The sequence below is a fragment of the Methylobacterium sp. AC832 genome (assembly GCF_979256025.1).
The window spans coordinates 94982-117426 of the sequence record NZ_CEEDMV010000010.1 but is presented as its reverse complement, the minus strand read 5'-3'; the positions used below and the strand labels follow the sequence as shown (position 1 = coordinate 117426).

Genomic DNA, 22445 nt, shown 5'->3' with positions numbered 1-22445 from the left:
AACACGCGCATTTTATGCGTGCCTGATGGCATGTCAAGTTGATCGGGGTCTCCAATAGGAGGCCACACATGGCCAAGGCACGACACCAACCCCCTTGCCACCGCCTCACGTTTGAGGAGGCCGTACAGGTCCATCTCCGTCTTATGAATGGCGAAATGTATAGCCGCATCGCTGCGGAGTACGACGTCAATCAGGGGCGGATCGCGGACGTTAAGTTCGGCCGTCTGCATCTCGGCAGCTATGCGAAAGCGGTCCGCCGCTCCGAAGGCTAAGGGGGCGCCAAATGGCAAAATCACCCCCGCCCCGGCAGACTTTCTCGAAAGTCTCCACTCTGGCCTCCAAGGTGCTTTCAGGAAACCTCAAGCCGACCCTTGTGCAGTCCAAGACCCTCGCAGCTAGTGCGTTGGGGCAGGATCAGACCAAGGGCCAGAAGCAGAGGTAGGCGGTCGTCTACCGGATTCCTGCACGGCGGCATCTCAGGTGCCGCCGTTTCTGTTTGGCCCTCGGGAAATCTCGGGGACTGCAACGCAAGTAAATGCAGGGCACGGAAGGCTGACGCACAATCTCAGCCTCGAATTTTACCCATGCAATTTAGCAGTGGTACGGCGTACCCTTGCTTTTACTTCGTTATGGCAAGTTAATGTCAAACGTTATTAGGATAGTTAGGGGCCAGGGCCGTTCGCCAAAAGCTGAGACCCTCCGTCATTCGGCTCGTCTGGTAGAGGAGATGAAAGCCGAGATCGTGAAGAGCCGAGCGCTCCTAAACGAAACAAAGGAAATCCTCCGCAAAATGCCGGATCCAAGGCCGAACTCTGACTGAGGTCTGGCGATGCCCCCTGGTGCGTTTGCTCCATAAGGACGGCTTTGTGACGAACATCAGGGTGTGGCCCTTGCGCTGGCGCAGGATGATGACGACCAGGCGCTCTGGGCTCTGGTTGGCCTTGAGGCGGCGATCCTTGTGATCCTCCTTGCGGTTCTCAGGGCGAACCGAGCCGCCGAAATGCGCGCCGTCGATCTCGACCTTGCTGTCGAGGCCAAGGCCAGCCGTCTCAGCCGGAAGCGACCCGCGCCGCTCGTGCGCCAGGACGAAGACCGTGACAACGATCCCTGTCATGCCATCGCCGATGCGGGTAATTCGAGGAGGTTGGCGCCGCTGCGCCCTACGATGCCTCGCAGGCGGTAATGGCCACGACGCGCCATCGCGCCCCTATGACGCCACACCGCCGAGGCATCGACACCGCCACCGGCTCCACCATGAAAGAGGCGCATGGAAAGCGTTACCGTCGTCCTGGCCCTGCTGCTGTCCGTTCTCGTCAGCGGCGCCCTCGGCCGCCTGCTGCCGCTGCCGTTGCCGCTGATCCAGATCGCCATCGGCGTGGCCCTGGCCCTGGGTCCGCTGCCGAGCACGTCGCTCGACCCCGAAATCTTCTTCCTGGTCTTCCTGCCGCCGCTCCTGTTCCTGGACGGCTGGCGCATTCCGAAGCGCGACCTGTTCCGGGACGGCAAGACCGTGCTGGCCCTCGCGCTCGGCCTCGTGGTCCTGACCGTGCTCGGCATCGGAACGCTGATCCACGTCATGATCCCGGGCATTCCCCTCGCGGTGGCCTTCGCCCTCGCGGCCGTGCTGTCCCCGACCGATCCCATCGCGGTCTCGTCCGTGGCGGCGCAGGCCCCGGTGCCGCGGCGTCTCATGCACATCCTCGAAGGCGAGGCCCTTCTCAACGACGCCACCGGCCTCGTCTGCCTGCGCTTCGCCATCGCCGCCGCCCTCACGGGCACCTTCTCGCTGCCCCAGGCCGCGACGACCTTCGTCTGGCTCGCGCTGGGCGGACTCGGCATCGGCGCCGCGACCACCTTCTTCCTCATGGGCGCGCAGGACCTCCTGCGCCGGCGCACGGGGGAGGACCCCGGCCTGCAGATCCTGTTCAGCCTGCTCACGCCCTTCGGCGCCTATCTGGCCGCCGAGCATGTCCACGCCTCCGGCATCCTCGCCGCCGTCGCGGCCGGCATCGCCATGACCTATGTGGAGATCCAGGGGCGCAGCCTGGGGGCCACGCGCGTCCGGCGCACCGCCGTCTGGGACACGGTCGCCCTCGCGGCCAACGGCTCGATCTTCGTCCTGCTCGGCGAGCAGCTGCCGGCGGTCCTGCGGGAGGCCGCCAAACAGTCCGACGTGGAGGGCGCGGGCTGGCTCGTCGCCTGGATCCTGGCCATCACCGCCGGTCTGATGGCCATCCGCTTCGTCTGGGTCTGGGTCTCGCTCCAGTTCGTGCTGATGAAGGCGCGCCGGAACGGCGACCGGCGAGAGGCGCCGACCCTGCGCCTCGTGGCCGCGACCACCCTCGCGGGCGTGAAGGGCGCGATCACGCTGGCGGGGATCCTGACCCTGCCGCTCACCCTGGCGGACGGCACGCCGTTCCCCGCGCGCGACCTCTCCATCCTGCTGGCGATGGGGGTGATCCTCACCTCCCTGCTCGTCGCGAGCACGATCCTGCCGCCCCTCCTGCGCGGCCTTCGCCTCCCACCCGAGCCCAGCCACGATTCCGAGGAGGATGCGGCCCGCGCCGCCGCGCGCGACGACGCCGTGAAGGCGATCGAGGCCCTGCAGCATCGCCTCGTGGAGGAGCAGGAGGATGCCTCCATCGCGGTGGAAGCCGGCGCCCGCGCCATGGATCGCTACGAAGGTCTGGAATCGCCGACGGAGACGCCCCGCAAGGATGTCAGCCGTGTGAAGCAACTGGCGCTCACCGAGAAGCGCCTGCGCCTCGCGGGCATCGATGCCGAGCGCCAGGCGCTCTACCGCCTGCGCCGTTCGCAAGCCATCGACGACGTTCTTCTGCGCCGGCTCGTCCGGGAGATCGACCTGATCGAGGCGCGGCTCGTCGCCTAGAGCTGCGCCCGACCCCATTGGGTCGGGGCACATCTCCAGGCCTTTGTTTTGCCGCGCTCTTTCTCGCCGAACCGGCATCCACTTCGGCGGAGAGCGCTCCAGTCGCGCCTCGGTCCGGGAGACGCGCGGGAATGCGAGATCCGGCGGCGCATCTTATAATCCGCGATCGCGCGTGCGGGCCGGCACGTCGAAGATCGCGAGGACACCCCATATTGGTTTCCAACAGCAACAAGCAGACACCCTCTCAGGTCTGCAGCTTATAGGAGCCAAGCAATCCTCATGAAGTCCCGTATTGCCGCCATCGCCACCGCCCTTGTTCTTGGCGTGGCCCCGATCTCGTCGGCAATGGCCTACGATAGTCCTTCCCGTTACACGACGGTCTCGCCTTACGATGTCGAGACGACAGGTTCGATCCAGTCTCGCGACGATCTCTTTTCGCGCAACCCGGCCACCTGCCCGATGAGCTCCGCCGCCGAAGGCAACGCCAATCAGCAGAACTTCCCGGTCCAGCAATACGGCCAGACCTCCGGCGGAAACCGCTGCTGATCGGTGGACGAGGGGGCGACGATAGGGTCCCCGCTCAATGGGCGGGTGAGCCGGAATCGTCGCCCGTCCTGGCACTGACCGGCTGGAACGCCGGGACCTGAAGATCGGCCTGCAATCGCGTCAGGATGGCGCGCGCGAGATCCGCCTGGTCGAACGGCTTGGTCAGGCGCACGAGATCGGTCTGCGCGTGCTCCGTCGGTTCGGCGTAGCCGCTGGCGAGGATGACCGGCAATCCCGGATACGCCGCCTCGATCGCCGCGATGAGCTGCAGGCCGTTCATGCCGGGCATCAACTGGTCGGTCACCACGAGATCGAACGGTTCGGCGCTGCCGAGGACGTGCAGGGCCTGCGGGCCCGACACCGCCTCCTGCACCCCATGACCGAGATCTTCCAGCATGGCCGCCGTGTTCATGAGGACGAGCGGGTCGTCGTCGACGACCAGCACCCGCAACGGCCTCGTCTTCGGCAGGGGAAGCCCGTGTTCGGGCGCTCTCTTGTCCGGGCCGCCGGCCTGGGCCACGGGCAGCCACAGCTCCGCGACGGTGCCCTGGCCCGGAACGCTCGTGAGGATCAGCCGCCCGCCGGATTGCTCGGCGAACCCATGGATCATGGAGAGGCCGAGCCCGGTGCCCTTGCCGACGCCCTTGGTGGTGAAGAACGGCTCGGCGGCGCGCGCCAGGGTCCGCTCATCCATGCCTTCGCCGGTATCGGCGACCGAAAGACAGACATAGCGGCCGGGCGCGAGTCCCGGAATCTCGTGGGGGCCGATCTGTGCCTCGCGGGCCGAAATGGTGATCCGCCCCCCCTCCGGCATGGCATCGCGGGCGTTGACGCTCAGATTGAGCAGGGCCAGCTCCAGCTGGTTGGCATCGGCGCAAGCGAGGGGCAGCTGCAGGGGAAACTGCGTGTCGACCCGGACGACGGAGCCGATGGAGCTCTGCAGCAGCTCGGCCATGCCGCGCACGAGAGCCGGCACGTCGACGGGGCCGGTCTCCAAAGTCTGCTGGCGCGCGAAGGCGAGCATGCGCCGGGTCAGCGTCGCCCCGCGCTCGGCCGCCTGAATGGAATTGTCCACCAGTCGCAGGAGCTTGCCATCCGGCGGCAGACGCTTGCGGGCGAGGTGCAGATTGCCCAGGACGACCGCCAGCAGGTTGTTGAAATCATGGGCGACGCCGCCGGTGAGCTGGCCGATCGCCTCCATCTTCTGTGACTGGACGAAGCGCGCGCGGGTCTCTTCGAGGGTCTGTTCGGCGTTTCGCCGCTCCGTGACGTCCCGGGTGATCTTGGCGAAACCGATCAGTTGGTCGTGCTCGCCCCGGATCGGATCGATGACGACATGCGCCCAGAAGCGCGTGCCGTCCTTCCGGACGCGCCAGCCTTCCGCTTCGAAACGACCTTCCTTCGCGGCCGTCCGCAGGGCGTGGCCGGGCAGGTCCGAGGCGCGATCCTCGTCGGTATAGAACCGCGAGAAATGCTCGCCGATGATCTCATCGTCCGCATAGCCCTTGAACCGCTGCGCGCCACGGTTCCAGCTCGTCACCTTACCCTGCGGATCGAGCATGTAGATGGCGTAATCGTGCACACCCTGGACGAGCAGGCGGAAATGCTGCTCGCTCTGCCTGAGCGCGGCCTGGGCGGCATGCCGCTCGGTGAGGTCGCGGGTGACCTTGGCATAGCCGAGGAGGGCGCCGTCCTCATCGCGGATCGGGTCGATGAGGACATGGGCCCACATCAGGCTTCCGTCCTTGCGGACGCGCCATCCCTCCTGCTCGAATCGCCCCTCGGTCGCGGCGATCTTCAGCGCGCGGCCGGGAAGATCGGTGGCCCGGTCGTCGTCGGTGTAGAACCGCGAGAAATGCTCGCCGATGATCTCCGCGTCGGTATAGCCCTTGAAGCGCTGGGCGCCGCGATTCCAGCTCGACACCCGACCCTCAATGTCGAGCATGTAGATGGCGTAGTCGACGATGCTCTCAACCAGTAGACGATACCGGTCGTCACCTACAATCGATGCATTGCTTGCTTGCGAGGCCTTCAGCACTTGCTCGGGCATTGCAGAGTGATGGATTGAATCATCGGGCATGGGCCCACCATACGGGATACCGAACGCGATGTCGGCTGCGTCGCATTACGGACGCAGCTCATGGCATGACGGCCGTCACATCGGCCCCGGCAGGGGAGGATCGGCGCTCAGTCGATCACTTCGACGATGCGGCGGGTGCCCGGCTCGACCAGGACGGGGAGATCGTTGACGATCGTGTAATTGTACCCTTTCAGGGCGAATTCCGGGGGCACGTCGTAATAGACGACGCCGTTCTCGGGCAGCACGGTGCCGACATGGACCTTGCCGCGATACGCGAAGGAGGAACGCCTTTCGCCGCGCGTATAGATGCGGAACCGCTCACGGCGGTCGATCCCCAGAATGTCGTTCGCGGTCCCGACGGCCCCTCCGATGACGCTGCCGACGGCCGCGCCCAGCGGCCCGGCGATGTTTCCGCCGCGCTCCGCGCCATCCTGCGCCCCTCGGGCGAGGCCCTGCGCATGGGCGGCCGTCCCAACGCTCAACGCCGCGAGCACACCCACCGCAACACGCATCCGCATCGGTTTCGCTTCCGTCTCTGATGGGCCGAACGGGAAAGAGCACTTCCGAACCGCGCTCTCCTTCCTTGCCGATGGATGGTTAACATAATCCACTGTCGGCATGGGTTCGCGTGCGAGACGCCCTGCGTCGTCGGATCACGACCTCATCGTGTCTCGACGCGGTCCCCCTCGCGCAGCCCCGTTCCGCCGGATGGTACGAGACCGGACGAAAGGTCGGAAAAAAACTTAGGTTATTGCCGGACAGGCCTCGTGTGCTTTCGAAAGGCATCAGGTCCCCTGTGCCGTGATGACCCCTGATGTCCGATCCGCCCCAGCCTCCAGCCACGATCGTGGGAACACAGCCACGACCGGCCTACCGGGTGCTCGTCCTGTCCAAGGAGGGAACGATCCTCGACGTGAGACGGATCTCCGTCGATAGCGACGACGACGCCATCCAGCACACGCAAAGGCTCGTGGACGGGCACGCCCTCGAACTCTGGGATGGTCTGCGCTTCATCGAGCAGTTCCTGCCGACCGAGTGACCGCATTTCCGTCGCCGGGCGGGAGATGTCCCCGATCCCGTAGGGCGACCGACAATCTCGATGACCGGACACCGGGGGAGGGCCGCTAATCCAGCTTCAGGGCCTCCTTGAACGGCACGACGGCGCGCAGTTCACCCGAATCGTCCATGATCTCGAAGCACTGCCCGTCCACGAGCCGCCCGGCCCGGACGAGTTCGGCGAGGATGTCCCGTGCTGATGCCAGCGCTTCCAGGCGAGCCGCATCGACATCGACGAGAACGCTCCCCTCCTGATCTTCGATGAGATCGTCGCCGTCGCGAATGTTGAGGTAAAAACGAGGCATACCAGTCAACGGCAGGCTCTAGCCCAAGTTGCTGTATGAAAGAAGACATAGCTTCCTCCAGTCCGATGCTTTTGCGTCGCCGCACCGGATGCGAATGTCGGGATTCGGGCACGCGCCTCTCGAAAATCCTCCCGTCTCGCGCGGACAGGCCTCGATGAGGCGGGCTCACCGAGGCCAAGCGTCATGTCACAAGTCTCACATCACGAAAGCGGCCGGCCGTGGACGGACGCTCGTATGCCGATCACACGACATGCACATCCGTGTGGGTGAGCGTGGCGAGGTTCTCCAGCGTGGCGAATTGCTGTTGGGCCTGGCTGCCGCTGCCATCGGAATCGTAGTAAAGGGCGCCGGTGTTGCTGTCGTAGAGAACCCGGTCGTCCCCATCGACGGTCGAACCCGCCGTACCGATGTCCTTGAACGCAGACTCGGTGAGTTCGCCGGGGGCCAGCGCCTCGAAGATCTCCTGCGACAGGCTGATCGTATCCAGGTCGTGGGTGAAATCGGTGATCCGATCGACATTCGTCGAGCCCAGTCCCGTATCGAAGACGAAGGTGTCGTCGCCGCCGCCACCCGTCAGGATATCCCTGACCTGACCGCCCGCGAGCACGTCACGGCCCGCACCGCCTTCGAGCTGATCGAGGCCGGCGCCACCGAGGAGCTCGTCCCTGCCGGTGCCACCGAACAGCTTGTCGTTGCCGGCATCGCCGAACAGGACGTCGGAGCCGTCGCGACCGTACAGAATGTCGTTGCCGGCGTCACCGTCGACCAGATCATCGCCCTCGCCCCCGTCGAGACGGTCGACGTCAGCGCCGCCGGTGACGAAATCGTCGCCGCTGCCTCCGAGAACGGTGTCTCGCCCCAGCTCTCCGACAAGGAAATCATTGCCGGAGCCGCCGCTTATGTAGTCGTCACCCGCATTGCCGGCGATGTAATCGTCACCGAAGATACCATACAGGATATCGTTGCCGTCTTCTCCGATGATCTGGTCGTTACCGGCGTTTCCTCTGATCACGTCGTTGCCGAGGCCACCGGCTATGTAGTCGATACCGTCACCGCCCGTGATCCGGTCGTTGCCGTCCTGGCCGTCGATGCGATCGAACCCGCCATTACCATTGATGACATCGTCGCCTGAGAGACCAAGGATGATATCTTCATCATCCGTACCATTCAGAACATCACTTCCAAGAGTACCGTTCAGCTTAGCCATGGCGTTTGCCTCCGCTTCATGCGTGATCGCAGGGTTTTTATAGAGGTAGCTGAAAGATCGTCCATTGCTCATCATGGAAACAATTGTTTGCGGCGCCGCAACATGCTTTGCAGTATGGATGGATATTTAACTTCCATTTTTCTCATAGTATAAAGAAATATTGGGAATTCGACCTGTCTGGGAGCACATCGCTTCGCGCCATTCGAATGCCTGCGACAATTCATCCCGCATAGACTTCGATGATGCGCTCTACGTATTTCACCTTGGGACGATGGCACGCATCCGGGGAGCGTGACTTACGGTTATTCTGTTCGGACGGATCTTCACCGCAGGAACATTCGCCGTCGAACCGGATTGATGCGTCACTCTCGGAAAACAAGGACGTTCGATGAATAGCCTACGCATCGTCGTGAGCGCGGGAGCGCTCGCATTGTCGGTCATGCCCGCTTTCGCACAGGGGTTGATGTCTCCCAACGGGGAACGTGGCGTGGTGATCCAGAACCAGCCGAACACGACCGGCAACAGCCGCGATCGCGTCATCTCCTATGGGGCGACGGGGGCCGATACCGTGACGACCAATTCCGCCGCGGGCGGCAATGCGAGCCGACCGGAGCAGGCCATTCCGAATGGCAGTGCCGGTGGGGGTCAGGGCGGCCGCTGAGAACCGGCGACGCCCACTCCCTCCACGGTCTTTCAGGCCGCGTATCGGGGATCGGCGCTGAGGCGACCGGTCGCCGGTCGGGCCACCATCACCGAGCTTGGCATCAGCCCTTGGTCCCCTTGAAGGGGCGGAACAGCCAGGCCAGGCGCTTGGCGTCCGCCTCCTCGCCTTCGGCGGGTTCAGGCACGGCCTCCTCGTCTTCGCGGTCGGCCACCGGTTTTGCCGAATCCTCGTCCTCGAGCTTGCCGATCATCTGCTCCAGCAGCGGCGGCAAGTCCCGTTCGTATTTTTCGAGGATGATGGCGGCATCGAGCAGGGCGTGAATATGCGCTTTGGGAATGGGTTGACTGGCGATCTGTGCGCTGAGGACGCGGTCGGCCAGAAGACTGGCGAGCCGCGAGACTTCGGACAACCGACCGATGGGATCCGTGGCGTTGGCGGACGGGTCCGGGCTCTCGTTCATGACAAATGTTCTCCCCCCTCAGATGTTTAACCCATTATCCGCCGTCCCCCTACATGCGCCAAGCACTTCTGCCCCGGTCGACTATGCCGTGGTCGAGTGGGAGGCGCTGCCGGTGCCCTAGAGCGCTCACCGCCGAAGGGGATGCCGGTTCGGCGAAAAAGAGCGCGGCAAAACAAAGGCCTAGAGTTGCACCCGACCCAACGTGGTCGGGCGCAGCTCTAGGGGAACCGGCATCCGCGGGATCGATTGGCCTATCGACCGGGCAGCGATGCAAACCCTTTTACGAGGTGCCCCATGGCGCAACAGGTTCCCGTCGACGCGACTGCGCAGATCGAAACGCCTCTGGGTGCGGACGGTACCCACACCATCACGGAGGATCTCGTCTACCAGCGCCATGCCATCGTGAATGTGATCTTCCATGGTCCGCCGGGAGCGGGCGACCGTGGCTGGACGCTGATCGATGCCGGGATCATGGGGTCTAAATCCGCGATCCGGAAAGTGGCGGGGCAACGCTTCGGCCCGAATGCCCGTCCGGCGGCCATCGTGTTGACCCATGGCCATTTCGACCATGTCGGAGTCGTGGAAGACTTGGCTCGCGAATGGGACGTGCCGGTCTGGGCCCATCCGCTCGAACGTCCGTATCTCGATGGGTCCGCCGCCTACCCGCCGCCGGACCCCTCCGTCGGCGGCGGCCTGATGGCCCGGCTCTCGCCCCTCTATCCGCTCGCGCCGGTCGACGTGTCCGCCCATCTCCGGGACCTGCCGGAAGACGGTTCGGTGCCCTCCATGCCGGGCTGGCGCTGGATTCACGTGCCGGGCCATTCGGTGGGTCAGGTCGCCCTCTGGCGGGAGGCGGATCGCACGCTGATCGCGGGCGACGCCTTCGTGACGACCGCTCAGGAATCGGCCTACGCGGTCATCGTCCAGGAGCCCGAGATCCACGGTCCGCCGATGTATCTCACCACCGATTGGGAGGCGGCGGGCCGTTCGGTGGCGATTCTCGCGGCTCTCGAGCCGGAGCGGGCGATCACGGGCCATGGGCGCCCGCTGGAAGGGCCGGCCCTTCGCGAGGCGCTTCATCTGCTGGCGGATCGTTTCGATGCGGTCGCGATGCCGAGGCAAGGAATGTATGTCGATGAGCCGGCCCGAGCCGAGGACGGATCAGCCTACAAGGAACCCTGACGCGCCTGCGTGGCCGCGTCGGGTGACGGATCGGCGATGCGGGCTCGGCCCCATGCTGCTTGGGCGGTCGTGCCCGCGCGATCAGGGAGGACCGGGCCGGCACGACGAATCCCCACGTCTTATTCCCTCGAAAAAGCATTCGACCGGACCAGAAGCGTCTTTTCGCGCGTCCTGTGGCAGAACAATCGCAGTCATGGACCGGCTCGGCATGGTCTAACGGCCGAGCCCATTCGGCTCATGCAGCGTTGAGTTGCCAAGACATCATCATGCGACTTTCAATCTATTGCCTGCTGGCGGCCTGTTTGCTGGCGCAGCCCTCGCTCGTCGACACAGCCTCTGCCGAGGAGGTGGACACCGAACATCTGTTCGGCTTCACCGAAGGGGCCGATGTGGGCAAGAAGGGCGAACAGGAGGTGGTGCTCGACACCGTCACCCGTATCGGCAAGCGGCGGGCCGGACCGGGTCCGTCATCCTATGACGCGGTCGGCACGAAGCTCAGCTATCAGATCGATCTCGTCGACGGTTTCAGCGTCCAGGTCGGGCTCTTCGGCGACCACCATCGCGTTCGCAACATCCTCGATCTCGACGATAGGAACGCGGGCAATTTCGACGGCGTCTCGGTGGAGTTCAAGTATCAGCTCGTCAAAAGCACGCCCGAGCAGCCCTTCGGCCTGGCCCTGGAATCGCGGCCGCGTTTTGCCCGCGTTCTGCCCATCGAGGGGCGCGGAGCCGACATCTTCGACTTCGAGAATGTCGTGCACGTCGATTGGCAGATCGTGCCGAACAAGCTCTGGTATGGCACAAACATCAGCTTCGATCCGGCCGCCGGACGCCAGCGCGGCTCCGGGGAGGGATACCGCTCCTCGACATTCCTGTGGTCGAACGCCCTCGTCGGGGAGGTCGCGGACAAGACCTATCTCGGACCGGAACTGCGCTATCTGCTCAGCTATGAGGGAATTTTCCTGAACGGGCTGCAGAGCGAAGCTCTGACCCTCGGCCCCGCCCTGCATCACCGCTTCACCGAAAAGGCCTGGATCACCGTCGCCTATGCCGGTCAGGTCTGGGGCCGGGACACCGACAAGGCCCTCGCTAACCGGGGATTGGGTCTGAACCAGTTCGAACGCCATGCCCTTCGGGTGAAGCTGGGCATGGAGTTCTAGGGGGCGGTCCCGCGCCCTGGTGATGGCCGTACGGTCGCCGGTTCGTCGCGCGCGCTCGTCAACGAACCGCCTCTCGGATCGCCGGAATGACCCTGGCCCGGCTGGATCAGCCGGTTCCGCCCGTCAGGACCAGGCGCAGGGAGCGGGCGAGTTCATCGCGGCGGTACGGCTTGTTCAGGACGGTGAGTTCGCCCTTGCCGATGATCTGTCCCTCGTCGAGGTTGGCGACGTAGCCGGAGGTGAGGAGCACCTTCAGGCCCGGTCGCAGGCGCTGCGCCTCGACCGCCAACTGCGAACCGTTCATGCCGCCCGGCATCACCACGTCCGAGAACAGGATGTCGATGCGCTCGACCCCTCTGAGATGCTCCAGCGCTTCGGCGGCGTTGCGCGCGACGATCACCCGGTAGCGCAGTTCCTCCAGGCTCTCGACCGCCATGCCGAGGACCTGCTCGTCATCCTCGACGAGCAGGACGGTGTCGCCGTCCCCCGCCCGCTTGAGCGGGAGCGCGGTGCCGGAGCCCGTCCCCGCTTCCTCGCCGACCGGGTCCGAGGACCGCGGGATGAGAAGTCGGAACGTGGTTCCGGCCCCGACGGTGGATTCGATGGCGACGTAACCGCCGGCGCTGCGGGTGAAACCATAGACCTGGGAGAGCCCGAGACCGGTGCCCTTGCCCACCTCCTTCGTGGTGAAGAACGGTTCGAACACCCGGGCCAGGGTCTGGGGCGGGATGCCGCTGCCGGTGTCGGCGACCGAGACCTCGACGTAGTCGCCGGGGGGCACGCCTTTGTCGGCGACGGCGGCGGTGTCGAGGCGGACGTTGCGGCTGCGTACGTCGATGCGGGCCGCGCGGTCGCTGCCCTCCATCGCGTCGCGGGCGTTGACGACGAGGTTCAGCACCGCGGCCTCGAACTGGGCGGGGTCGATGCGGATCGGATCGAGCGCCGGGTCGAGATCGAACGTCATCTCGATGGCGCCGCCGGCCGCGCGCTGGGCCAGGGGCCGGAAGTCGAGGAGCAGGCGGTTCGGGTTGAGGGTCTGGGGTCGCAGCATCTGCCGCCGCGAGAAGGCCAGAAGCTGCTGGGTGAGCTGCTCGCCCCGGCGCGCCGCGTTCATCGCGGCCTCGGCCAGGCGCACCACCCGCTCGGTGTTCTCCGGCTTGCGGATCACCATGTCGAGGCCGCCGACGATGACGGTGAGCAGGTTGTTGAAATCGTGCGCCACCCCGCCGGTCAATTGCCCGATGGCCTCCATCTTCTGGGCCTGGCGCAAGGCGTCCTCGGTCGCCCGCTGGTCGGTGCGGTCCATGACGATGCCGGCGAGGCGGACGGGATTTCCCTCGCGACCGTATTCGGCGCGGCCCCTCGCGGCGATCCATCGGATCGCGCCGTCCGGACGCCGGATCCGGCATTCCATGTCGAGGTTTCCGGTCTCGACCGCCTGCGCGAAGGCCGCCGCGACGATGGAATGGTCCTCCGGGACGACGTGATGGAGGAAGTCCGCCCATCCCCAGGAGGGCAGAGGCTCGTCGTAGCCGAAGATGGCGTCGTGGCGTCTCGAACGCCGGGAGGTGTCGTGGACGAGGTCCAGGTCCCAGGAGCCCATGCCGGCGGAATCGAGGGCGAACAGGAGGGTCTCGCGCGCCGCATCGACTTCGCGGGTGCGCTCGGCGACCCGGCATTCCAGCGTCTCGTTGGCGTGCCGGAGGCGCTCCTGCGCCTGTTCCCGCTCCAGGATGTGGCCGCGGGCCTGATATTGCCGGCGCCGGCCCCGAAGCGCCGACGCGACGGCGCTCGCCAGAGTCTCGGCGTTGATGGGCCGTTCCAGCAGCACGACGTTGCCGAGCCGCTCGATGATCGCGGCCGCACGCGCGGGACGGCGACCGACCTGTCGGGTCGCCAGCATGATGAACGGGAAGTCCGACCAGGGCGGCTGGGTCTCGACCCAGGCGTCGAGGGCGGCCGTATCGGCCTCGGCCAGGGCCTCCTCGGTGACGAGGGCCGCGGCCGCGCCCGCGCGCAGGCCGGCGATCAATGCCGGCGCATCCGCACAGATGGCGGCCGGCGTGCCCGATTTGGCGAGCAGCTGCTGGACGACCCCGGCGTCGCGCCCGCGCGGCGCCAGGATCAGCACCCGCTCCTCGATCTCCGACGATGGCGTCACGCGGCGGGTCCGGACGTCTCGGCATTGCCGTCCAGCATCGCGACCTTGCCGCCATAGGCCGGCAGCCCGGTGAGCACGCCCTGGAAGTCGCTCAAGGCCTCGCCGACCTGCAGGCCGGTCGGGGAGATCCGCAATTCCCGGATGGTGCGCTCGTGTGCGTTGACCCGGCTCTTCACTACGGAGATCGCGGTCCGGACTGCGCCTTGGGCCTCGAAATACCGGAACAGCACGATGCCGTCGCTGAGATAGCTCAGGTCGACGTCGGTGCGGACCTCGCCGATGACCCCGTGCTGGCCCAGCACGAGGACGGTCGTGGCGCCCTTCTGGTTGAGGTAGCTCAGGAGCTCGTGCATCTGCAGGACGAGATATTGCTCGCCCGGCATGGCGTGGACGTAGGCGTTGAGGCTGTCGATGGCCACGAAGGACGATCCCTGCGCCTCGACGGCCTCGCGCACCCGGCAGGTGAACTCGCCCGGCGAGATCTCGGCCGGGTCGATCTGCATCAGGTCGAGCGCGCCGCTCGCGATATGGGGACGCAGATCCATGCCGAGGAGCGCGGACCGGGCGAGCAGGGTCGCCCTGCCCTCGTCGAACAGGAAGTAGGTCGCGCGCGATCCGCCCTCCAGGGCGGTGAGCATGCAGCGGATGGCGGTGGTGGTCTTGCCGGCGCCGGACGGCCCCATCAGCAGCGTGTTGGTGCCCGGCACGAGGCCGCCCCCGAGAAGCAGGTCGAGCTCCACCAAACCGGTCGAGGTGGTGCCCGGGTCGAACTCGTCCGCGTGCTCGGCCGCGACGAGGCGCGGGAACACGGTAAGGCCGCCGGTGCGGAGCACGAGGTCGTGGAAGCCGCCACGGACCTTGACGCCGCGCATCTTGACGACGCGGATGCGCCGACGCTCCGACCCGAACTCGCGCTCGATCTGCTCCACGACGATGACGCCATGGGCGATGCTGTGGAGCTGGACGTCCGCCGTGTTGTCGTCGAGCAGCAGAACCGTGCAGCCGCGCGACGCGAAGAACTGCTTCAGGGCAAGGATCTGACGCCGGTAGCGCAAGGGGTTCTGGGCCAGGAGCCGGAGCTCGGACAGGCTGTCGAACACGATCCGGGCCGGCTGCAGCGCGTCGACGCGTTCCATGACCTCGCGCACGGTCTCGCCGAGCTCCACATCCGACGGGTGCAGGATCGACTGCTCGCTGTCGGGGTCGAGGCCGAGTTCGCTGACGAGTTCGTAGACGTCGATGCCATCCAGGGACCAGCCGTGGGACGCCGCACCGGCCCGGAGCTCGTCGGCACTTTCCGACAGCGTGACGTAGAGGCCCTTCTCGCCCCGGGCGACGCCTTCGAGGAGGAACTGCAGCGACAGGGTCGTCTTGCCGGTGCCGGGCCTGCCCTCGACGAGGTAGAGCCGGTCACGGGTGAGACCGCCGGCGAGGACGTCGTCGAGCCCGGATATGCCGGTGGAGAGCGCGTTGCGGGAGCCGGTCGGGGCGGTAGGCTGACTGTCGTCTGGCATGGTCACCATGATGCGGGAGAGGCGCATCGGGCGGCCGCCCATCGAGGGGGCGGCCCATGGCCTTCTGTCGGAATCCATCATGCATCAGCCCGTGTCACCGCGATAGGTCGGATTGGACACATCGCCCGGAACAATGGTGGAGGCTCTGTCGTCCTTCACACCAGGACATGGCGTCGGCACGTCGAAGATCAGGCATAGGTTGAAGGCGATCAGGAACCTGCCATTGCGCCTCCTGTTTTTGTTGGACGGGGTCGCGGCTCGGTGCCGGGACCGTATGGACACTTCAGCCGGTGAGCGGAAAACGTTGGATAACTTGCAAGCCGAAGTCGAAACGTTGCCACTGGAGACGCGCCCATTCCAGGTTCTGGTGGTCGCCGGATCGGCAAGGCGGCTCGATGGATGCCCCGGCATGGACGGCAAGGCCCGGTTTCTGATGCACCGGATGCTCGGGCGCCTGCCGGCGCGCTGGCAGGTCGACCACGTCGATATCGGTAACGAGCACGGCAAGCCCAAGATCCAGGGCTGCAATGGCTGCGTCGGCTCCTCGATGGCGCTCTGCGTCTGGCCCTGCAACTGCTACGGGCCGGACAGCGACCACCAGCCCGACCTGATGTGGAACGAGAAGCTCTACCAGCGCCTCGCCCGTGCCGATGCCTGGGCGATCATAGGGCCGGTCTGGTGGTATGGTCCCTCCACCAACCTCAAGGCGATGTTCGACCGCCTCGTCTGCATGAGCGGCGGCAACCCGCGCCCCGACCTCATCGACAAGAAGAGCACCCTGAAGGCGCAGGCGCTGGAAAAATCACCGCTCTGGAGGGAGCTGACCCGGAACCACCTGGAGGGACGCACGGCCGGGTTCTTCTGCTACGGCAACGAGGGCGGCAACGAACTCGACGACGATCGCCGCCCCCGCATCCTCCGGCAGAAGGACTGGTTCGACCCGGCGCGGGAGCCTTATCAGGGCGATGAGCGCAAGGCTTACCAGGGCCTGGTCTGGCAGTGCCGCTACAGCGGCATCGAGGTGCCGGACGAGCTCTGGCGGCATGCCTCGGTCGGTCTGGAGCGGCCCTATGCCGACGATCAGGCCGACGACATGGTTCAGGAACGCGACGCCATGGCCTGCTTCGACTCATGGGTCGACGCGTTCGTGCGGCACGTCTCGGCCAAGGGCATCGTGCCGGGGACGACCGAGGCCGAACGGGGCGCGCGATCCACGACGGATTGATGCCGGCGGCCTCGGTCTTTCCGCTAGAGCTGCGCCCGACCACGTTGGGTCGGGACACATCTGCAGGCCTTTGTTTTGCCGCGCTCTTTTTCGCCGAACCGGGATCCACTTCGGCGGAGAGCGCTCCAAGGCCGTGTCTCGGATGCGCGAGGTGGGGTCGGATCCCCGCTCAGGCGTTCACGCCGCCATCCACGGTGACGACCGATCCGGTGATCTGCCGCGCGGCCGGGCTCGCGAGAAAGCCCACGGCGGCGGCGACGTCCTCCGGCGTACCGTAGCGGCCGAGCGGCGTCAGCGCGCGGATACCGTCGGATTGGGGACCGTCGGCGGGGTTCATGTCGGTGTCGGTTCCACCCGGCTGGACCAGGTTCACGGTGATGTCCCGAGGCCCGAGTTCGCGGGCCAGCCCCCGGGTGAAGGCGAGAAGCGCCGACTTGGTCATCGAGTACACGGTCACGCCGGGAAACGGGACGCGCTCGGCGAGGCACGAGCCGATCGAAATGATGCGCCCCCCTTGTCCGAGATGCGGAATCGCAGCCTGGGAGGCCAGCACCACCGACCGTACGTTGACGTTCAGGAGCGCGTCGATGTCGACGAGGCCGATCTCCGCGACCGCGCCGTAGCGGGCGATGCCGGCATTGTTGACGAGGATGTCGAGACCGCCCAGTCCCGCCACGGCCTCGTCGACCGAGCGTTTCACGGCCGCCGCATCGGCGCTGTCGGCCTGAATCGCGAGCCCGTGCCGGCCTTTCGCCTCGATGGCGCGCACCAGCTCGGCCGCGCGGTCGGCCGACCGCTCGTAGGTGATCGCCACGTCCGCCCCTCTGTCCGCGAGATCGAGCGCGATGGCGGCGCCGATACCTCGTGAACCACCCGTGACGAGTGCGCGCTTTCCAGCCAGTTCCTGCATCACTCAACCTTTATGTATCGATCGACACAAAAATACCTAGGCGTGTTGGTGATCGGGGTCAAGAGATTTATATATCGATCGATGCAGAAATCAGAGCAGAAACCGGGACGCGTCGCGGCAGGGTCGGTCCGGGGGCGCGGACGCCCTCGTGCCTTCGACCGCGAGGCCGCCCTCACGCAGGCGACCCACCTGTTCTGGCGCAAGGGCTACGAGGCGACGTCCATCGCCGACCTCACCGAGGCGATGGGGATCGGATCGCCCAGCCTCTATGCCGCTTTCGGATCGAAGGAGGCGCTCTTCACCGAGGCCCTGCGCCACTACAACACGACCTACGAGGCGCTGGTCTGGGGCAGGTTCCGATCCGCCGGGACGGCGCGTGAGGCGGTGCTGTCCTTACTCATGGACTCGGCCGCGGCCCTGACCGGATCGCTCGCCGACAATCCCCTCGGCTGCATGGTGACGCTCTCGTCCGTCGGCGGCGAAGGGCGATCGGACCTCGGCGATCTGGTTCGGTCGGCGCGTGCCGTGACGCTGGAGCGTCTGGAGGCGTGCCTGGCCGGGGCCGTGTCCTCGGGCGAGCTTGCGGGCGAGACCGACATTCACGCCCTCGCCCGCTTCGTGCAGACCGTCCAGAGCGGCATGTCGATCCTGGCCCGCGACGGCGCGAGCCGGGCCGAACTGGAGGGCGTGGCGCAGGTGGCGATGCTGAGATGGGACGCCTGCGGCTGAACTTCGCCGGACCGTGCCAGGGCTGCGCCCGACCGCGTTGGGGCGGGGCACAGCACAAAACCTTTGCTTGGCGATCGTACCGTTCGCCCATACGGCCTGACGGTCTGGCTTCCTCTTCATAGAGTTGCCCCGATATCCGCCCATTCCGCCAAGTTCTTTCACGACGAGGCCGCAGCTTTCGAGACGCTGGAGGGACTCTTTTAGGCGGAAGGCCCCGTGTGACCTCATCACGGCGGCATGTCGGCAGCGGTGGCGGCCTTGTCGAGGGCGATGAGACCTTCGTCGGCAACGACGGCACCGTGAAGCCGAAGGGCGAGAAGACGGGCCGTGGCTACGCTGGCGGGCACAGGGCGACGAGCCAGGCTCGCCGTAACGTGTCCTCCCGAGGCGGCACGTCATGAATCGCGGAACGCGGATACTGCAAATGCGGGGCTGCCGGATCGGGTGCGGAGGCTTTTTGCTGTCCGCCGCGTTGGCTCTACATTCCTCGACGATGCAGGAGCCACTGTCATGACCGCCGACACCCCCCCCCAAAGCCGGGACGGCCAGGACGCCCGCTGACGCCAGGACAGGCCATGCAAGTCAGTGACGCCGAGTTCCTCGACTTCATCGTGCAATCGGCTGCGGACGCCCGACAGTCTGTCGCGAGATCCAAAGCGGTGGTCGAAGAGACGAGGGCGATTCTGGACGAGCCTGAGACCGCACCAAAACCGCCCGCAAAGCGGGGCGGGGTCGTCGACGCGTGAGGAACGGAGGCGCCGCTTCATCGAAGCCGCCCGTGACGCCGGGGCGAGCGAGGATGAAGCGGACTTTGTTCGTTTGTTGAAGCCGATATCGAAGCCGTGCAGATCAGATGAAAGTCATGATTGATAGCTTGGCCGTCTTCTCATGGTTTCGACGATGGGCGACTCGATCATCGTAAAATCCAGCCAGATCAGCAAAAGCCCATTTTCATCCGCGACCTTGAGGCGCCACTCATCGCTCGAGCAAATGTGCTTGAAGTTTTCGAGAATGATCCTGCCGGCTAGGCACACTGCCGCAAACTTGGCTTCCTCGAAGCTATTGAGCTCTGTCCCATCCTGATCGAGGGTGCTCTTTCCATCGTACACGTTGAAATGATAGCGCGGCATATCCCGCCTCGTCCTGGTGGAGGCGGGAGCGATGACGCTCTCACTCACGGGCATGCCTAGGATAGGGCGCGCGATTGCCCTGACATTAAGCAACTATATTTGTTGCTGCTATTTCTTGCGTTATTTTTTGACGGCGCTCGACCACATGTCGCACCCGTCTGTGCGATCCGACCATGCCGATGGGGATGATCGGGGGGACGATTCCGGCGCGGGGCGGGAGGGAGGCTTTCATGGCTCAGCCCGCCCGCTTGATCGCGAAGGAGTTCAGGTACTCCTCGGGTTTGGCCGGATCGAAGGCCTTGCCCATCACCGAGAAAGTCTTGGTGGTCGCCGTCGGCGGGGTGAGGCCGGCCTTCGTCATCCATCTCGCGGCATCGGTGGCGAGATAGACCTTCTCGGCCACCGCCTTGTCATCGACATCGCCCTTGATCTGACCCCAGCGCTTCATCTGCGTTCATCGGTCACGCGGTGCACCTCGGATTCGTGATCGACCGCCCGACGGTTTGCAAGCTTCGTACACATTGCCCGACGCGCCGACGCGCCGACGCGCCGACGCGCCGGCGCGTCGAGCAAAGGGCACGGCCTCTAGAAATCGACGGAGGCGGAGACGATGACGGTTCGGGGTGCGCCGACGGCGAGGAATCCGCGTGCGGCGGAGGCCCAGTACGAATCGTCGAACAGGTTCTCGACGGTGGCCCGCAGCACCACGGGTTTGCCCGAGACGCCCTCGAAGGCGTAGCGCAGGCCGGCATCGAAGCGGGTCCAGTCGGGGACCGACTGGGTGTTGGCCTGATTGTAGAACTGGCGGCTGGTATGGATGGCCCGCCCGGTGAGGGTCAGGCCCGGGGCCAGCCACGGCGGCAGGTCGTACTCGCCGTAGAGGTTGATCGCCATGTCGGGGACGCCGGGAGCGGCGTTTCCGTCGAACTGCCCTCCGAGCGTCCTGACCAGTTCCGCGTCGATGAAGGCGATGCCGCCGAGCAGGCGGATCCCCGCGACGGGCTCGCCGAACACGGTGAACTCGGCGCCCCTGTTGCGCTGCAGCCCGCTCACGGAGAAGCGCCTCGTGCCGGGATCCGTGAAGGCGCTCGGCTGCTCGATCTCGAATAGCGAGGCTGTCACCGAGACGGTGCCGAAATCGTATTTGGCGCCGACCTCCTTCTGCCGGCTCACGGTGGGGGCGAAGATCTCGTTGGCATTGACCGCGGTGACCGGCGCGCTCGGGCCTGCGTCGAGGGACTCGATGTAATTGCCGTAGAACGACAGGTTCTCGAAGGGGCGGATCACCAGGGCGATGGCGGGGCTGAACCGGCCCTGGTCGTAGCTCGATGCCAGCGACCCCTGATTGGCCACCGGGCGGGTGACGTAGCTGTTGACCGCGATGTCCTGGAAGCGCCCGCCGAGCGTCAGCATGAAGCGATCCTCACCCAGCGACAGGGTGTCGGCCACGGCCACGCTGCGTGCGCTCAGCTCCGTGAAGAGGGGTTGCCGGCTGGAGCGGGGATAGACCCCCGTGGCGACCGATCCGAACGGCAGGTAGGTCGGAGCGTAGATGTTGGTCTGGAAGCTCGGGAGGCTCGGGGGGAAGTAGCCGCGCGAGAAGTTCTTGTTCACGGCCTCGGTCGCCGAGACCGAGACCTGGTGCCCGATGAAGCCGGTGTGGAAATGCGAGCGCAGCCCGATCTCGCCGGTCAGGCCCTGCAATTCGAGGGGAGCGATGGCGAGCGTGTTGGTGGCCTGCCCCGAGGCTCCCGTGATCAGGTAATAGGAACTCAGCGAATCCTCGCGGTAGCGGCTGATGCCGCCCGCGGCGTAGATCGTCGTCTCCGGCAGGATGTCGAATTCGACCCGGCCGGCGGCCATGCCGTAGGTGGTGTCGATATATTCGTTCGTGTTCGCCGTGTTGCGCCGGTTGTTCGGGGCGCGGGGCACCGCGATGTTCGGTGCGGCCGCGTTGAACAGCGATGTCGGCGCCGTGATGTTCTGGTTGGAATGGTTGAGGTCGAGCGAGGCGCGGAACCGGTCGCCGCGATAATCGAGGCCCAAAGCCGCGATGCCCACCTCGATGGCGTTCTTGTCGAGGGGCGTGCCCCCGTTGCGGTAGGCGCCGTTGAAGCGGATGCCCCATTCCTTGGCGGCGCCGTAGCGGCGTCCGAAATCCAGATGGGTTCCGACCTGGGAATCGCTGAAATAGCTCGTCGTGATCCGCGTGAGCGGTTCGTCGAAGGCGCGCTTCGGGATGAGGTTGATGGTGCCGCCGACACGGCCGACGCCGCCGTTGAGGAAGGCGGTGGGGCCCTTCAGCACCTCGACGCGCTCGAGGCCTTCGGTGAAGGTTCGGCGCGCATTGGCGATGTAGAACAACCCGTCGAAGGCGGTGTCGAGGTTGGTGACCGAGAAGCCGCGGATGAAGAAGGAATCGCGTTCGCTATAGGGCGGCGCGTCGTTGCGCACCGAGGGATCGTTCTGCACGACGTCGCCGACCGTGCGCGCCTGCTGATCCGTGATCAGCTTTTCCGTGTAGCTCGTCACGTTGAAGGGCGTGTTCAGCACGGAGCGGTTGCCGAGGAGGCCGAGCCGGCTTCCCGTCGCCACCTGGCCGCCGGCATAGGGAACGGGAGGCTGGCCCACCGTTCCGCTCGACGGGGGCAGCCCCGCGAGCGACGCGCGGTTCAGGCGCTGGGCCTCGACGCTCAGCTCGGCGAGGGTCACCGCCCCGGCCGGCTCCGGGCCGAGCTGGACGTAGCTCGGATTGACGAGGGTGATGGTGGAAGGGCCGACCGCCCGGTGGGTCAGGCCGGTGCCTTCGAGGATCCTGGCCAGGCCGTCGAGGGGCAGGAACGCGCCGTCGACGCCGTTGGTGTTCAGTCTCGCCGTCAGCTCGGTGGCGTAGACCAGCTTGACCTTCGCCTGTTCGGTGAAGGTGACCAGGGCCGTTTCCAGAGGCCCTTTCGGAATCGACAGGGACACGCTGTCCCCCTGTCGCGGGGCCGAGGCTTCGGGAGCGAGGGCGATGATGCTCGCCTTTCGGTCCTTGGCCGATGGCGGGCGCTTCGCCTCCTGGCTCTGCGCGGCGGCGGGGACCATCACCAGCATCGACACGCCGGCGAGGAACACCCTCGTGCGCCGCTCCCCTGCAAACCCAAGCTCTCGCGCCGCCATTGCACGCCCCATCCGTCAGTTGAACAGGACGGTGCGCTTCGCGCTCTCTCGTCCCTTACCGATT

At 66.0% G+C, this 22445-nt stretch carries 22 protein-coding genes and 2 pseudogenes; 11 read left to right on the top strand and 13 right to left on the bottom strand.

The annotated features are described in order from the left end of the window. Positions 1 to 68 precede the first annotated feature (68 nt). Positions 69 to 272, top strand: coding sequence for a hypothetical protein (locus tag AC0IXR_RS23260; protein WP_471762331.1), 204 nt, complete (start codon positions 69 to 71; stop codon positions 270 to 272). A gap of 11 nt (positions 273 to 283) precedes the next feature. Then, on the top strand, positions 284 to 442 hold the full coding sequence (locus AC0IXR_RS23255; RefSeq protein ID WP_471762330.1) for a hypothetical protein: 159 nt from the start codon (positions 284 to 286) through the stop codon (positions 440 to 442). A gap of 426 nt (positions 443 to 868) precedes the next feature. Here the strand turns inward: AC0IXR_RS23255 and AC0IXR_RS23250 are convergent. Both AC0IXR_RS23250 and AC0IXR_RS23245 read right to left on the bottom strand, forming a co-directional pair. Next, positions 869 to 1096 (bottom strand): annotated as a pseudogene (locus AC0IXR_RS23250) (IS1595 family transposase); the annotation flags it as partial. Positions 1097 to 1110: 14 nt separating this feature from the next. Then, a complete protein-coding gene (locus AC0IXR_RS23245) occupies positions 1111 to 1269 on the bottom strand; it encodes a hypothetical protein (RefSeq protein ID WP_471762329.1) in 159 nt (52 codons plus the stop codon). Between AC0IXR_RS23245 and AC0IXR_RS23240 the strand changes: the two genes are divergently transcribed. Both AC0IXR_RS23240 and AC0IXR_RS23235 read left to right on the top strand, forming a co-directional pair. Further along, on the top strand, positions 1268 to 2890 hold the full coding sequence (locus AC0IXR_RS23240; RefSeq protein ID WP_471762328.1) for a Na+/H+ antiporter: 1623 nt from the start codon (positions 1268 to 1270) through the stop codon (positions 2888 to 2890). The genes AC0IXR_RS23245 and AC0IXR_RS23240 overlap by 2 nt on opposite strands. Before the next feature lie 279 nt (positions 2891 to 3169). Then, a complete protein-coding gene (locus tag AC0IXR_RS23235) occupies positions 3170 to 3436 on the top strand; it encodes a hypothetical protein (protein ID WP_311275739.1) in 267 nt (88 codons plus the stop codon). Between the two features lie 34 nt (positions 3437 to 3470). On the opposite strand, the gene AC0IXR_RS23230 is transcribed toward AC0IXR_RS23235, so the two are convergent. Together AC0IXR_RS23230 and AC0IXR_RS23225 are read right to left on the bottom strand one after the other, a co-directional pair. Then, the gene (locus AC0IXR_RS23230; RefSeq protein ID WP_471762349.1) at positions 3471 to 5486 is read right to left on the bottom strand and encodes a hybrid sensor histidine kinase/response regulator; all 2016 of its coding nucleotides are present in this window, start codon (positions 5484 to 5486) and stop codon (positions 3471 to 3473) included. A gap of 137 nt (positions 5487 to 5623) precedes the next feature. Beyond that, positions 5624 to 6034, bottom strand: coding sequence for a DUF1236 domain-containing protein (locus AC0IXR_RS23225; protein ID WP_471762326.1), 411 nt, complete (start codon positions 6032 to 6034; stop codon positions 5624 to 5626). Positions 6035 to 6330: 296 nt separating this feature from the next. On the opposite strand from AC0IXR_RS23225, the gene AC0IXR_RS23220 reads away from it, so the two are divergent. Beyond that, a complete protein-coding gene (locus tag AC0IXR_RS23220) occupies positions 6331 to 6555 on the top strand; it encodes a hypothetical protein (RefSeq protein ID WP_056422077.1) in 225 nt (74 codons plus the stop codon). Positions 6556 to 6640: 85 nt separating this feature from the next. Here the strand turns inward: AC0IXR_RS23220 and AC0IXR_RS23215 are convergent, their stop codons facing one another. Together AC0IXR_RS23215 and AC0IXR_RS23210 are read right to left on the bottom strand one after the other, a co-directional pair. Beyond that, complete coding sequence (locus tag AC0IXR_RS23215) at positions 6641 to 6877, bottom strand: DUF6894 family protein (RefSeq protein WP_056422073.1); 237 nt, start codon at positions 6875 to 6877, stop codon at positions 6641 to 6643. A gap of 241 nt (positions 6878 to 7118) precedes the next feature. Beyond that, a complete protein-coding gene (locus AC0IXR_RS23210; RefSeq protein ID WP_471762325.1) occupies positions 7119 to 8084 on the bottom strand; it encodes a calcium-binding protein in 966 nt (321 codons plus the stop codon). Positions 8085 to 8472: 388 nt separating this feature from the next. On the opposite strand from AC0IXR_RS23210, the gene AC0IXR_RS23205 reads away from it, so the two are divergent. After that, positions 8473 to 8745: a hypothetical protein gene (locus tag AC0IXR_RS23205; RefSeq protein ID WP_207413372.1), complete on the top strand. Its 273-nt coding sequence runs from the start codon at positions 8473 to 8475 to the stop codon at positions 8743 to 8745. Between the two features lie 103 nt (positions 8746 to 8848). On the opposite strand, the gene AC0IXR_RS23200 is transcribed toward AC0IXR_RS23205, so the two are convergent. Then, entirely contained in the window at positions 8849 to 9208 is a 360-nt protein-coding gene (locus tag AC0IXR_RS23200) for a hypothetical protein (RefSeq protein ID WP_056422068.1), read from the bottom strand. A gap of 294 nt (positions 9209 to 9502) precedes the next feature. On the opposite strand from AC0IXR_RS23200, the gene AC0IXR_RS23195 reads away from it, so the two are divergent. Together AC0IXR_RS23195 and AC0IXR_RS23190 are read left to right on the top strand one after the other, a co-directional pair. Further along, the gene (locus AC0IXR_RS23195) at positions 9503 to 10390 is read left to right on the top strand and encodes an MBL fold metallo-hydrolase (RefSeq protein ID WP_471762324.1); all 888 of its coding nucleotides are present in this window, start codon (positions 9503 to 9505) and stop codon (positions 10388 to 10390) included. 266 nt (positions 10391 to 10656) lie between these two features. Further along, positions 10657 to 11550, top strand: a complete 894-nt coding sequence (locus tag AC0IXR_RS23190) for a hypothetical protein (RefSeq protein WP_471762323.1) — start codon at positions 10657 to 10659, stop codon at positions 11548 to 11550. Between the two features lie 106 nt (positions 11551 to 11656). Here AC0IXR_RS23190 and AC0IXR_RS23185 read toward each other — a convergent pair whose 3' ends face one another. Both AC0IXR_RS23185 and AC0IXR_RS23180 read right to left on the bottom strand, forming a co-directional pair. Further along, entirely contained in the window at positions 11657 to 13711 is a 2055-nt protein-coding gene (locus AC0IXR_RS23185) for a PAS domain-containing hybrid sensor histidine kinase/response regulator (RefSeq protein ID WP_419953014.1), read from the bottom strand. Continuing rightward, positions 13708 to 15225, bottom strand: coding sequence for an ATPase domain-containing protein (locus tag AC0IXR_RS23180; protein WP_471762348.1), 1518 nt, complete (start codon positions 15223 to 15225; stop codon positions 13708 to 13710). The genes AC0IXR_RS23185 and AC0IXR_RS23180 overlap by 4 nt, the downstream gene beginning before the upstream one ends. Positions 15226 to 15538: 313 nt before the next feature. On the opposite strand from AC0IXR_RS23180, the gene AC0IXR_RS23175 reads away from it, so the two are divergent. Continuing rightward, the gene (locus tag AC0IXR_RS23175) at positions 15539 to 16450 is read left to right on the top strand and encodes an NAD(P)H-dependent oxidoreductase (RefSeq protein WP_461222162.1); all 912 of its coding nucleotides are present in this window, start codon (positions 15539 to 15541) and stop codon (positions 16448 to 16450) included. A gap of 169 nt (positions 16451 to 16619) precedes the next feature. Here the strand turns inward: AC0IXR_RS23175 and AC0IXR_RS23170 are convergent, their stop codons facing one another. Next, positions 16620 to 17360 carry a 3-oxoacyl-ACP reductase family protein gene (locus AC0IXR_RS23170; RefSeq protein ID WP_207413364.1) on the bottom strand — a complete coding sequence of 247 codons (741 nt, stop codon included), beginning with the start codon at positions 17358 to 17360 and terminating at the stop codon, positions 16620 to 16622. Positions 17361 to 17441: 81 nt separating this feature from the next. Here AC0IXR_RS23170 and AC0IXR_RS23165 point away from each other — a divergent pair, with 81 nt between their 5' ends. Then, positions 17442 to 18089, top strand: coding sequence for a TetR/AcrR family transcriptional regulator (locus tag AC0IXR_RS23165; RefSeq protein WP_056422058.1), 648 nt, complete (start codon positions 17442 to 17444; stop codon positions 18087 to 18089). 218 nt (positions 18090 to 18307) lie between these two features. Then, positions 18308 to 18490 carry a hypothetical protein gene (locus tag AC0IXR_RS23160; protein ID WP_471762322.1) on the top strand — a complete coding sequence of 61 codons (183 nt, stop codon included), beginning with the start codon at positions 18308 to 18310 and terminating at the stop codon, positions 18488 to 18490. 459 nt (positions 18491 to 18949) lie between these two features. On the opposite strand, the gene AC0IXR_RS23155 is transcribed toward AC0IXR_RS23160, so the two are convergent. The 3 genes and pseudogenes from AC0IXR_RS23155 to AC0IXR_RS23145 form a co-directional block, all read right to left on the bottom strand. After that, the gene (locus tag AC0IXR_RS23155; protein WP_471762321.1) at positions 18950 to 19219 is read right to left on the bottom strand and encodes a DUF6894 family protein; all 270 of its coding nucleotides are present in this window, start codon (positions 19217 to 19219) and stop codon (positions 18950 to 18952) included. 235 nt (positions 19220 to 19454) lie between these two features. After that, a pseudogene (locus tag AC0IXR_RS23150) lies at positions 19455 to 19673 on the bottom strand (nitrate ABC transporter substrate-binding protein); the annotation flags it as partial. Between the two features lie 131 nt (positions 19674 to 19804). After that, the gene (locus tag AC0IXR_RS23145) at positions 19805 to 22381 is read right to left on the bottom strand and encodes a TonB-dependent siderophore receptor (protein WP_471762320.1); all 2577 of its coding nucleotides are present in this window, start codon (positions 22379 to 22381) and stop codon (positions 19805 to 19807) included. Positions 22382 to 22445: the final 64 nt, after the last annotated feature.